Origin of the sequence: Rhizohabitans arisaemae (assembly GCF_025996515.1) — a bacterium.
In the GTDB taxonomy this organism is placed as follows: domain Bacteria; phylum Actinomycetota; class Actinomycetes; order Streptosporangiales; family Streptosporangiaceae; genus Rhizohabitans; species Rhizohabitans arisaemae.
The window spans coordinates 1-12,546 of record NZ_BLRH01000055.1 but is presented as its reverse complement, the minus strand read 5'-3'; the positions used below and the strand labels follow the sequence as shown (position 1 = coordinate 12,546).

8 protein-coding genes are annotated in these 12,546 nt (G+C 69.5%); 5 read left to right on the top strand and 3 right to left on the bottom strand.

What is annotated here, in order from left to right; genetic code table 11:
- Positions 1-182 precede the first annotated feature (182 nt).
- Positions 183-1,175, bottom strand: coding sequence for a glycoside hydrolase family 18 protein (locus RUR_RS26690; RefSeq protein ID WP_283137952.1), 993 nt, complete (start codon positions 1,173-1,175; stop codon positions 183-185).
- Positions 1,176-1,291: 116 nt separating this feature from the next.
- Between RUR_RS26690 and RUR_RS26685 the strand changes: the two genes are divergently transcribed.
- Both RUR_RS26685 and RUR_RS26680 read left to right on the top strand, forming a co-directional pair.
- Positions 1,292-2,215: an LLM class F420-dependent oxidoreductase gene (locus RUR_RS26685; protein WP_283137951.1), complete on the top strand. Its 924-nt coding sequence runs from the start codon at positions 1,292-1,294 to the stop codon at positions 2,213-2,215.
- Between the two features lie 235 nt (positions 2,216-2,450).
- Entirely contained in the window at positions 2,451-3,638 is a 1,188-nt protein-coding gene (locus RUR_RS26680; RefSeq protein WP_283137950.1) for a VLRF1 family aeRF1-type release factor, read from the top strand.
- 577 nt (positions 3,639-4,215) lie between these two features.
- Here RUR_RS26680 and RUR_RS26675 read toward each other — a convergent pair.
- Complete coding sequence (locus RUR_RS26675; RefSeq protein ID WP_283137949.1) at positions 4,216-4,665, bottom strand: DUF1707 SHOCT-like domain-containing protein; 450 nt, start codon at positions 4,663-4,665, stop codon at positions 4,216-4,218.
- Positions 4,662-5,249, bottom strand: a complete 588-nt coding sequence (locus RUR_RS26670; RefSeq protein ID WP_283137948.1) for a PadR family transcriptional regulator — start codon at positions 5,247-5,249, stop codon at positions 4,662-4,664. The genes RUR_RS26675 and RUR_RS26670 overlap by 4 nt, the downstream gene beginning before the upstream one ends.
- Before the next feature lie 717 nt (positions 5,250-5,966).
- Between RUR_RS26670 and RUR_RS26665 the strand changes: the two genes are divergently transcribed.
- The 3 genes from RUR_RS26665 to RUR_RS26655 all read left to right on the top strand — a co-directional run.
- Positions 5,967-6,662 carry a metal-dependent hydrolase gene (locus RUR_RS26665; protein ID WP_283137947.1) on the top strand — a complete coding sequence of 232 codons (696 nt, stop codon included), beginning with the start codon at positions 5,967-5,969 and terminating at the stop codon, positions 6,660-6,662.
- 178 nt (positions 6,663-6,840) lie between these two features.
- Positions 6,841-9,555, top strand: a complete 2,715-nt coding sequence (gene acnA, locus RUR_RS26660) for an aconitate hydratase AcnA (RefSeq protein WP_283137946.1) — start codon at positions 6,841-6,843, stop codon at positions 9,553-9,555.
- 1,047 nt (positions 9,556-10,602) lie between these two features.
- On the top strand, positions 10,603-12,546 hold a 1,944-nt coding region (locus RUR_RS26655; RefSeq protein ID WP_283137945.1), incomplete at its 3' end, for a hypothetical protein.

The window sequence follows — 12,546 nt, the reverse complement described above, 5'->3', positions numbered from 1 at the left end:
CCAAACGGGCTTAGCATGCCGCACATTGAGTGGCGGTTACCAGTCACGACACGGCATTAGAGATCTATATGTCATTACACATATGGGGTTATGACGCCAAATTTCCCTTTTGGGAATGAAGAGGGGCCGGTGAACCGGGGGACACGGGGTGCGGTTTCCGCGTCGCCGTACCCGGACGGGGGTCAGGTCCGGCGGGAGGCGGTAAGCAGGATCTGGGCGACCTCGTCGGTGGGCCGGGCGCCGCGCAGGGAGAGCCAGGCGAGGCCGTGGGAGGTGGCGAAGCCGACGAGCCGCTCGGCCTCCGGCACGCCCAGGTCCGCGGGACCGGCCAGCACCGGGGTGAGCCCGATCCGCTGCCAGGCCGGGCCGCCGGGCAGCCGCAGGGCCCGGGACACCTGGCGATGGGCCGCCTGGGCGCCCTTGAGCACCAGGGCCAGGGGCGGGGAGGAGAGCAGGTTGACGGCGGAGACGTTCACCCCGGCGGCCCGGGTGAGGCCGAGCATCCGCAGGTCGTCGGGGTCGAGTCCGTCCCGCGTCGCGGGCAGGGTGAAGGTCACCTGCAGGGGGCGCTCCCGCTGGAGGGCGGCGACGGCCCTGGCCCTGCGGCGGACCGCGTCCAGGTCGAACGAGTCGGTCACCTCGAAGTCGATGTGCCGGACCTTCGGATCGTCGACGGCCGCCCGGTAGGCGGCGGTCAGGCGCCGGACGTCCTTGCAGGTCTGGGCGAGCTCGGGCCCGCCCGGCCCGCCGAAGACCAGACCGGCGTCGCCGCCCATCGCGCGCAGCGGCTCGACCCGTTTGAGTACGGGGTTGTCCGGCATGCCCGCCCAGGTGGGGGCGCACCCGTCACGCAGGGCGGTGATGTAGCCGAGGGTGAACCAGCGGGCCCCGGTGCGCCGCGCGGTGCTCGGGAGGTCGTAACGGGGGTTCTTCACGGCGTTGACGAAGCCGATGAAGCCCGACGGGCGGACGGGCGGTGTGGGTCCGGCCGTCACCCTGGGCGTGGGGGTCGTGGACGCCGCGACCCGTCCCGGCCCGCCGAGGGGGCGGTCGTCCGGCCCGGCGCCGGGGAGCGCCCAGATCGCGACGGAGGTGACGAGGACGAGCCCTGACGCCGCGAGTATGACCAGCGAACGCGGCGCCCGGCCGTCCGCTCCGAGTCTCCTGGGCGACATGGCGCTCCCGAGAGTGACTGATCGATTACTTGACGTATACCTTATCAAGGCGTCCGCGGTTGTGAATGGGGTTCCCCTGCTGTGTCCGGGGTATCGAGAAAGTGCATGATTGATCCATGCATTTGAGGATCTTCACCGAGCCGCAGCAGGGCGCCACATACGACGATCAGCTGGCCTTGGCCAAGGTGGCAGAACGGCTGGGATTCGACGCCTACTTCCGGTCTGACCACTACCTCCACATGGGAGGGGTGGACCCCGATCCCGGACCGACCGACACGTGGATCACCCTCGCCGGACTCGCCCGCGAGACGAGCACGATCCGCCTGGGGACCCTGGTCTCGGCCGGCACCTTCCGGCTCCCCGGACCCCTGGCGATCACCGTCGCCCAGGTGGACCGGATGAGCGGCGGCCGGGTCGAGCTCGGGCTGGGGGCGGGCTGGTACGAGGCCGAGCACACGGCCTACGGGATCCCCTTCCCCGCGCAGGGGGTCCGGTTCGCCCGCCTGGAGGAGCAGCTGGAGATCGTCACCGGGCTCTGGGAGACACCGCCGGGCGAGACCTTCTCCTTCGAGGGCTCCCACTATCGGCTGGCGGACTCCCCTGCGCTGCCCAAGCCCGTGCAGAGCCCCCGGCCGCCGATCATCGTGGGCGGGGTCGGCGCCCGCCGTACCCCGCGGATCGCCGCCACCTACGCGGACGAGTACAACGTCCCGTTCCGCCAGGTCCACGAGGTCGACGCCGCCTTCGCCCGGGTGCGGCAAGCATGCGAGTCCACCGGACGCTCCCTGGTCTACTCGGCGGCTCAGGTGGTCTGCTGCGGGCGGGACGAGGCCGAGGTGGCGCGCCGGGCGGCGGCGATCGGGCGGGAACCGGCCGAACTCCGGGAGAACGGCCTGGCCGGGACGCCGGACGAGCTGGTCGACAAGATCGGGCGGCTCGCCGAGATCGGGGCGTCGCGGATCTACCTTCAGGTGCTCGACATGTCGGACCACGACCACGTGGAGCTCATCGCCGCGGAGGTCATGTCCAAGCTCGGCTGACGGCCGTGGCGGGTCGCCGGGTGCGGCGTGGATGTGGGTGGGTTACCGAGCCGCACCCGGCGTCACCCGGTCACGGCTGCCCGCTTTCAAGATCCTTATGCATGTCGCGGCGGACGGTCCACCCGTAGATTCTTGGCGTGGATATCAGCACGTGCTATTTAAGCGGTTTCGTCATGATTTGGGGCTGATGTCCAGGCAGAATCGGCACAAAGGGGAAGAGCGCCACAAAGGGGGAATGAGCGTGATTCTCAATCAGACCACGGTTCGTGATCTCGCGGCGCTCACGGACGACCTCGGGGTGCTGTCCGTCTACGTCACGACCGATCCGCGGGAGGCCGGGACGACCCGGCCCGCCTGGGGTCTGCGGATCGCCCACGAACTCGCCGCGCTGCGCGAGCGGGTCGCCGCCGACGGCTACCGGGACCACAAGTCCACGGTCCTGTCCCGGCTGGACGCCCTGAAGCCCGAGATCGACCGGCTGGTCGACGCGAGCGAGCCCGGGCTCGGCCGGGCGCTCTTCGCGACGATCGGCCGCGACGAGCTGCGCACCCTGACGCTGCAGATGCCGCTCGGCGACCTCGCCGTCATCGAACCCACCGCATACGTCCGCCCGCTGGTGGCCGCCACCACGGCCGGCGCCCCCGCCGGGGTGGCCGCCGTCTCCAGGGCGGGGGTCCGCCTGGTCGACCAGCGTTTCGGGCTCGCCCGAGACGTCGAGACGATCGCCTTCGACCTGGACACCGACGACTGGCGGCGCAAGCAGGGGCCCCGCGCGGACAACCCCGGGCTCGGTCAGCGCTCGGCGTCCCAGCGCGACGGCTTCGACCGCCGGGTCGACGAGAACACGCTGCGCTTCCTGGCCTCCCTCGGCCCGCGGATCGACCGGCGGGCCGAGGAACTGGAATGGGAGATGCTCGTGGTCACCGGCGACCCGCGCCTGGTCGAGGCCGTGGTCGCCGGGCTGCCGCAGAACGGCCACCGTGAGATCGTCCGGCTCTCCCAGGTGGTGGAGACCCTGCCCGCGCCCAGGCTCGCCGAGGCCGTGGCGCCGGAGATGGAGTCGGTACGGCTGACGCAGGCCCGTGACTTCGCGGTCGCCGTACGGGACGTCGCCCTGGCCGGGGGACCGGGCACGGTCGGCCTGGGGGACACCCTGGGCGCGCTCCAGCAGGGACGGGTCGCCCACCTGCTGCTCGACGAGGCGATGGAGTGGGCGGGCAGCAGGGCGCCCGACGGACGCCTGTCCCCCCGCGGTGAGGTCCCGCCCGGCGCGGCGGCGGCCGAGCTGATCCCGGAGAGCCGGCTGGGGGAACGCATGATCGAGCTCGCCCTGGGGGAGTCCGCCCAGGTGACGATGCTGGAGGAGCCCGCGGCCGAGCCGATCGCCGGGCACGACGGTGTGGCGGCTTTGCTCCGCTGGTGAGGCTTTGGCCCGCCCCCGGGTCGTACAGGTGATCGTTGTGGTCTGTGCACCGTGGGGGGTGCGGACAGCGCAATGATCATGGGTTCTTGGTCGGGGTGGGGCTGGTGCCTGGGTTGTGCGGGTGATCGTTGTGGTGTGTGCACCCTGGGGGGTGCGGACAGCGCAATGATCATCTGAAATTCAGGGACCGGGTCGCGGTGGGCGTACGGCCTGGGGGTGGTACGGCGGGGATGCGGCGATCCCGGATGGATTGGGTGCGGCCTGGTGCGGGCCGTTCCGGCCGGGGTGCGGGCTGGGGCGGCTCAGGCCGCGAGCACGACCGACACGAGGGCCGGACAAGCCCGTCGGGAACCCGCGAAACACGGTGAGGGTACAGGTGGGTTGTGTGCCTTGCCTCGGGTGATCGTTGTGTTGTCCGCACCATCTGGGGAGCGCACTTCGCAACGATCACCTTGACGTCCGCGCGGTCGTCGAACTCTGTGAGGTCGTCGTCGGATCGCCGTGGGGGCCGAACCCCGAACCGGGGGAGTGGTGGTCCCCCGGTGGGTTCCCCGGTCGCGCGGTGCGGGAGCGGCGGTCAGGTCAGGTGGGGCCTTGAGCCCAGTCGGCGGCACGGTCCCCCGGGACGCATGTGCCGGCGGTGGGCCGCGAGTCGGACGACGGCGGCGATCACGCCCAGTATCAGCAGGCCTTTGAATCCGGCGGAGACCCCGATGACGAACAGGATGAGGAGGATAAGCCAGGGCGCCCCCCGGTGACGTCCGGTCCCACCCGGACGGCGGTGCGGAACCTGGGCGCGGTGGATCGGGTGCTCGGGACGGTGGGGCGCCTGCTCCGGCCCGGGCAGGTCGCGGGTGATCTCACGGAGCGCCCCGGCCGTCTTGGCGGAAAGCGTCGCCGCGACCCGCTCGTCGAGCTCGTCGGCGGTCAGGCGGCCCTGGGCGAAGTGCTCCTGCAGGGCCGCGACCACGGCGTCCCGCTCGGCGTCCCCGACCCGGAGGTCGTCGTGCCGATCGGCCGGGATCATTCCTGGTCGCCCCCGTCGGCCAGGATCTGGTAGAGCTTGCGCCGGGTTTCGATCAGCACCTGCTTGGCCTGCTCAACCTGGCTTTCGTTTCCGCTGTGCGCCACCTGGACCATCGCCGCGCCCGCCTGCCGGGCGAGGTCGAAGAGCCCGAAGACGCCTTCGTCGATGTGCGGGGTCATCGCCTCCCACGGCGCGTTCACCTCGTCGGCGTGCTCGGCGACGTAGGCCTGGCCGGCCTCGGTGAGCCGGAACGTCTTGCGGCCCTCGCCTTCGGCCGCGATCACCAGGCCTTCGTCGGCGAGCTGCTGCAGGGCCGGGTAGACCGCGCCGGGGCTCGGCCGCCAGGCTCCGTGGCTCCGCTCGCCGATCTCCTGGATGATCTGGTAGCCGTTCCGGGGCTCCTCGGCCAGGAGGGCCAGGATCGCGGCGCGGACGTCGCCGCGCTTGGCCTTGCGTCCCCGGGCGAACGGCGGGCCGCCGCCGAACGGGAATCCGGGGCCCTGGTTGAAGAACTGGCCGATGTGGTGCCACGGCCCCCCTTCGAAGCCACCCTTGCCCCGTCCTTGGAAGCCTCCTCGGGTCATCGCTGTCAAAACCTCCTCGGCTATCCGGCCGAATACAAAGCCTCCCCGGCAGTGCCGGGCGGAGCCGCCCATCGTATGTGATGCGCCCACCGGATCCTCCTTCTTAGGAATCTCTATGACTTTCACCGGTACTTCAACGATATATCGCTACATGTCGGTGTGCAATGCCGCCGGAGATGTGATCCGGCGCACGGCGCCGGACGCGGTGCCCGCCCCGCCCGGCCGGGCCCGGGTCGCCGAGGGTGGGCCGGATCCGAGGACATACGGTGTGAGCTGGGTGTTTGAGGGGGCGCGTGCCGGTCCCGCCGGCTTACTGGAGAAGTTCACAGGTCTGCCGGCACGGGTGTGTCCCGGCCCTGGACAGCCCGGCCAGATAAATCTTGAAATTTCTTTTGGAAGCGGGAACTAGCCGGGAGCACATGGCGTTTGACCAAACGTGCGGGGTTGCCCCGTCGCGAGAGGGCTGGGGGGTCGCTTTCGTGACGGGGTAATCACGCCGCACCGAAATGGGTGGGTTTAGGACCGTTCCGTTGTCCGGCCGTCCTGCTCCGGGATCCGGCCGTCAGGTGCCGGAAGCGGTCCCGGGAATCCGGCCCCGATCCGGTGGGCCGACGACGAAAAGCCTTGTCTCATCGGGTGTGCCGCGCGTCCGGACGGCCTGATTTCGTTAACATCCCTGATCATGACATTGTGTGATTCGGCTGTCCGGGGCTCCGCATGATGGGGCACAGCCACGCGCTCAGCGGGGCACTCGTGTGGCTGGCCGGGGTGCCGGCGCTGACCATGACCGGGATGCCGGTCGGACCCGCCGAACTGGTCGCCGGCGCGCTGGTCTGCGCCGGTGCGGCGATGCTCCCCGACCTCGACCATCCGTCCGCCACCATCGCGCAGACGTTCGGCCCGGTGACCTGGGCGCTCAGCAAGGCGGTGAACTGGGTGAGCGGCGGCCACCGCAACGCCACCCACTCGATCCTCTTCGCGGCGCTGATGGGTTTCGGCGCGCACTTGCTCGCCTCGTACTCGAAGGTCGCGAGTGACGTCGTGGTCTTCCTGATGATCGGGCTGGCGTTCCGGGCGATCGGGATCGGGATCCCCAAGAAGCGGCTCGCCTCGGCCGCGATCAACGTCGTCCTCGCCGCCGGGGCGCTGGGCGCGTTCATGCTGATCGGCGTGCGCTACGACTGGCTCGGCGTCGCGATCGGCGTCGGCTGCCTGGCGCACGTGGTGGGGGACTGCCTCACCGAGCGCGGATGTCCGGTGCTCTGGCCGATCAAGGGCCGCTGGCTGCTGCCGTACAAGATCGGAATCAAGACCGGGCAGAAGTTCGAGATGAAGATCCTGGCCCCGATCCTGTCGATCGCCGTCGTCGGTCTGCTCGTCTGGCGCCTCTACCCGTCCTTCACGGCCGTCTGACCTGCGATCACGCCCGCTCGCCCACGCGGTAGCTTGATGTCGAGATACTTTGGAGATATCTTGACATCAAGACACCTCGGGGGAGGGGCGGCAGGTTAGGCGTGCCTAACTGAATCGGCGTTCCCCGCGGTGCGGGAGGATAGCGAGACCAAGACGTCATTCAGGGAGGCGAACACTCGTGTCCGCGAACAGCTTTGGCAGCCGTGACACGCTGCGCGTGGGCGACGCGTCGTATGAGATCTACAGGCTGGACGCCGTCGAGGGCTCTGGGCGCCTCCCGTACAGCTTGAAGATCCTGCTGGAGAACCTTCTCCGCACCGAGGACGGCGCCAACATCACCGCCGAGCACATCCGGGCGCTCGGCGCCTGGGACCCCAAGGCCGCGCCCAGCGTGGAGATCCAGTTCACGCCCGCCCGTGTGATCATGCAGGACTTCACCGGCGTGCCCTGCGTGGTCGACCTCGCCACCATGCGCGAAGCGGTCCGCGACCTCGGCGGCGACCCGGCGAAGATCAACCCGCTCGCGCCCGCGGAGCTCGTCATCGACCACTCGGTCATCGTCGACTTCTTCGGCGGGCCCGACTCCTTCGCGCGCAACGTCGAGCGGGAGTACGAGCGCAACCGCGAGCGCTACCAGTTCCTGCGCTGGGGGCAGACCGCGTTCGACGAGTTCAAGGTGGTGCCGCCGGGCACCGGTATCGTCCACCAGGTCAACATCGAGCATCTGGCCCGGGTGGTCATGGTTCGCGACGGCAAGGCCTACCCGGACACCTGCGTCGGCACCGACTCCCACACCACCATGGAGAACGGCCTGGGCGTCCTGGGCTGGGGCGTCGGCGGGATCGAGGCCGAGGCCGCCATGCTCGGCCAGCCCATCTCGATGCTCATCCCGCGGGTCGTCGGCTTCAAGCTGAGCGGTCAGCTCCCGCCCGGCGCCACCGCGACCGACCTGGTCCTGGTCATCACCGAGATGCTGCGCAAGCACGGTGTGGTCGGCAAGTTCGTGGACTTCTACGGCGACGGCGTCTCCTCCGTGCCGCTCGCCAACCGGGCCACGATCGGCAACATGAGCCCCGAGTTCGGTTCCACCTGCGCGATCTTCCCGATCGACGAGGAGACCCTGTCCTACCTGGAGCTGACCGGCCGCAGCCCCGAGCAGCTCGCGCTCGTCGAGGCCTACGCCCGCGCCCAGGGCATCTGGCACGACCCCGCCAACGAGCCGGAGTACTCCGAGTACCTGGAGCTCGACCTGGCCACCGTCGTCCCGTCCATCGCCGGGCCCAAGCGCCCGCAGGACCGGATCGCCCTCACCGCGGCCAAGACGACCTGGCGGCACGACGTCCTGAACTACGTCTCCGACGACGAGGCCGGCGAGGAGAGCTTCCCCGCCTCCGACGCCCCGTCCATCTCGCCGAACGGCCGTCCGCACCGGACGTGCAAGGTGACCCTCGCCGACGGCGGCACCTTCGAGCTGGACCACGGCGCCGTGGTGATCGCCGCGATCACCTCCTGTACGAACACGTCCAACCCCTACGTCATGATCGGCGCGGCGCTGCTGGCCAAGAACGCCGTCGACAAGGGGCTCACCGTGAAGCCCTGGGTGAAGACCTCGCTCGCGCCGGGCTCCCAGGTGGTCACCGGTTACTTCGAGCGCTCCGGGCTCACGCCCTACCTCGACAAGCTGGGCTTCAACCTCGTCGGGTACGGCTGCACGACCTGTATCGGGAACTCCGGGCCGCTCGCCGAGGAGATCTCGGCCGCCATCCAGGAGAACGACCTCGCGGTCACCGCGGTGCTCTCGGGCAACCGGAACTTCGAAGGCCGGATCAACCCCGACGTCAAGATGAACTACCTCGCCTCGCCGCCGCTGGTGGTCGCCTACGCGCTGGCGGGCTCCATGGACGTGGACCTGAACACCGAGCCGCTCGGGGTCGGAAGCGACGGGCAGCCCGTCTTCCTGAAGGACATCTGGCCCGCGCCGGAGGAGGTCTCCGCGGTCGTGCGGTCCTCGATCGGCAAGGACATGTTCCTCCGGGACTACGCCGACGTCTTCAAGGGCGACGAGACCTGGCGGTCCCTGCCGATCCCGACCGGGGACACCTTCGAGTGGGACCCCTCCTCCACCTACGTCCGCAAGGCGCCCTACTTCGACGGGATGCCCGCCGCGCCCGCCCCGGTGAACGACATCTCCGGCGCCCGGGTGCTGGCCCTGCTCGGCGACTCGGTCACCACCGACCACATCTCCCCGGCCGGTTCGATCAAGGCCGACTCGCCCGCCGGGACCTACCTGCGGGAGAACGGCGTCGCGGTCAAGGACTTCAACTCCTACGGCTCGCGCCGGGGCAACCACGAGGTCATGATCCGCGGCACCTTCGCCAACATCCGGCTCCGCAACCGGCTCGCGCCGGGCACCGAGGGCGGGTTCACCCGGGACTTCACCCAGGAGGGGGCCCCGGTCTCCACGATCTACGACGCGTCGGTCAACTACGCCGCGGCGGGCACCCCGCTGGTGGTCCTGGCCGGCAAGGAGTACGGTTCCGGCTCCTCGCGGGACTGGGCGGCCAAGGGCACCGCGCTGCTCGGCGCCCGCGCGGTGATCGCCGAATCCTACGAGCGGATCCACCGCTCGAACCTGATCGGCATGGGGGTCTTCCCGCTGGAGTTCCCCGCCGGGCAGAGCGCGGAGTCGCTCGGCCTGACCGGGGAGGAGACCTTCGAGATCGTCGGGATCGAGGAGCTGAACGAGGGCCGGATACCCGCCACCGTCAAGGTCCGCGCCGGTTCGGCGGAGTTCGACGCGGTGGTCCGGATCGACACGCCGGGTGAGGCGGACTACTACCGCCACGGCGGTATCATGCAGTACGTTTTGCGCTCTCTGCTTGCCCAAAGCTGAGTTCGAGCGGCCGGTCGCCGTCGTCGTGGATTGTTCCGTGGCGGCGGCGACTCGTGTTTTCCGAGGTAATCGAATTGGATTTTCCATGGTATTCGTATCGGAACAGTCGGTACTAGTCATTGCCAGTCGGCACCAGTAAGAACCAAGATCCCTGCAAGCGACCTAAATCACACTGCGCGCCGCAGTCAAGTCCCGCCGATTCGATGGAATTCGACGGAGTGGCCCGGATCGACGCGGCGGGTGAGGCAAACTTCCACCGTCAGGGCGGCATCATGCAGTAAATTATGCGCTTTCTGCTTGCCCAAAGCTGAGTTCGAACGGCGGGTCGCCGTCGTCGCGGATTGTTCCGCGGCGGCGGCGACTCGTGTTTTCCCAGGTATTCGGATCGTTTTCCGGGGTGTTCGAGTCAAATCCAGTCATCCCCAGTGAAAACCAAGGCGCTCGCAAGTGATCTGAACGACTCTGCGCCCGTGGACAAGTCGATCTTTAGGAAATGCTTATGAGCGACGTGCGGTCACCCCACGAACGCCCCCCGGCCGGGTCGCCCACCGGGCACGCTCGCCTCCGGTAGGACATCCGCGGTCACGACCGGTGCTCCGGCCCGCTCGCGGTCCACCGCCGTGACCCTCACCCACCGCGACCCGCCGTCGCGGTTCATCACCGGGTGGCGCACACGAGCGCGGCGACCACCTCGGGCCGACGACACCGAGCCCGCCGCCGCGCACCGGGTGCCCGCCCGGGAACCACCCAGCCGCACGTCCGGCGGCAGCCCGCCCGCCTTTCGGCCCCGCCCGGTCACGGGGCCGGGGAGCCGGGCCCCTCGCCGGCCCGTCCACGTCGCCGTACCCACCGCCTCGAACGGGGCCGGAGGGCCGTGTCCGGCGGCGTGCCCGGAAACGGCGGCCGGGCGTCCGGCGAACCCCCCGGCCGGGCCGCGCGGCCGGGACCGAAACGAGAGGACCCTCATTGAGGTCGAGACGGAGAAGGTACGGCGCGCCACCCCACCCGGGATGGCGCGGCCGGCTCCGCCGGTGGACCGCGACGGCGATGGCCGTCGTGCTCACGGCGACACTCGTGCAAGGAGCGCCGGCGACCCCGGCGCACGCCGATCCGGCGGCCACCGAACTGGAGACCCTGACCACCAGGCTGCACGCCGTCGCCGTACAGATGAAGAGTGCCAAAGCCGGCCACGATGTGCTGCTCAGTGAATACCTGGTCTCGCTCGCGCTGGCCTCTCCCGGGCTGACCGAGGCGGAGTACCTCAGCCGGTACCAGGACGCTTCCGCAGGGGTCTCGTCGAAACTCGCGGAGGCACCCGAAGTGAAGACCCGGCTGGATCTTCTAAGGAGGATCGCCAAGATCGGCCAGGTGCTGCCGGGAATGGCGGGTGTCGCCGCACCGCTCAAGGCCGGGTTGGTCGAGATGGGCGCGCAACCGATCTCGCCGTACAACAACTGGGACGAAGCGCTCGCCACCCAGACGTCCACCAGCAGGGAGATCGAACATCTCCTGGACGGGCTAAACGTCTTCGCCGCCGGGCGGGTTCGGAGGATGGCGCAGGAGCTGGGTGCCGACCATCCCGCGGTGCGGGTCTGGAACTCGCAGATCGGTGTCCGGTCCGGGATCACCGCCGTCACCGTGCTCCAGGACCTCCTGGCGGATCCTGTGATCAAAGAGGTGGCCGGCCTCACCGAGGTCCTGAAATACCCGGCGGGCGACCCCAGGCGCCGGCAGGCGCTCGACGCCAGGGTGGCCCATCTGCTGGCCCTGACCAACCAGAACGTCGACGCCGCGGTGCGCGCGATCGACGAACTGCAGAACGGGTACGACGGCGCGTTCCTCTGGAAGACCTCCGCTCCTCCGGCGCCGACCTGTCCCGCTCCGCGCAACCCCGCGGCCTGCAAGACGCCCTTGGAGAAGGCGGAAGAGGACGCAGCGAAACGCCGGGAGGTACTCAAGGGGCTCGCCGAGGGCTTCAAGGCGGCCACCACGGTGATGGGCTGGTTCGACAAGGAGGCCGAGAAGCAGACGCGGTACCTCAGTGACGCGGCCTTGAAGATTGCGAACGCCATCAACGACTTCCTGCCGGTGATCGCCGCGAAGGGATTCAGCGACGCGCTCTTCTCGCTGGGCTCGGTGGTGCTCACCGGCAACATCCTGGGGGCGGTCGGCGCGCTGCTCCCGCTCTTCCAGGCCGGTCAGCCCAGTGCGGAGGCGCAGACCCTGATCGAGCTCGGCAAGCTCCGCCAGGAGGTGAACGATCTCCACATCGCGATGATCAAGCAGTTCGACGCGGTGAACAAGAATCTCAACCTCATCTACACGGAGATGCTCGCGCGGTTCGGCGAGGTCCTGAGACTGCAGCAGGTGACGATCGACCAGCTCTACCAGATCCAGGATCAGCTGCACACGATCGAGCAGAAGGTGGACGTCTGGTCGAGTGAGATCATCAAGGCGCTGCAGAACGGCGCCTTGCAGGACGCCAACACGATACTCAACGGCTATCTGAGGCGGGCGAGCGGGAAGCCCGTTCCGACCTACGAACACTATTCGACCGCCGCGAGCCTGGTGTACTCGGCTGCGGTGGAAAGAACCATGGAAAGTCCGCTGATCCCGGACCCGGGCGGATACGCCGACCATCTGGCGAACCCGGTCGCGCTGCTCGACCTACATCGGGGGACCGGGGGTGCCGCCGGGTTCCTGAGCTGGTACGGGAAGGAGAGATACAAATGGCCGGACCAGGTGGCGGTGGTGCCGAACGCCGCGGCCTGGCTGTCGATGGCGAACGGCTACCGCCATCTCTCCGTCGAGAACGCCGCCTTCGCGAGTCGGCTCGTCGCCACCCACGGCGCCGCCGTCGCGGCGACCGGCTTGGCCGTGAACGCGGCGGTGCAGAGGTTCAGTCAGGCGCTCGATAAGCCGGGCGCGGACGGTACCTACACCAACGCTCTGTACCGGGGGCTGGTGGCGGACTACAAGACGGCGGCCGGG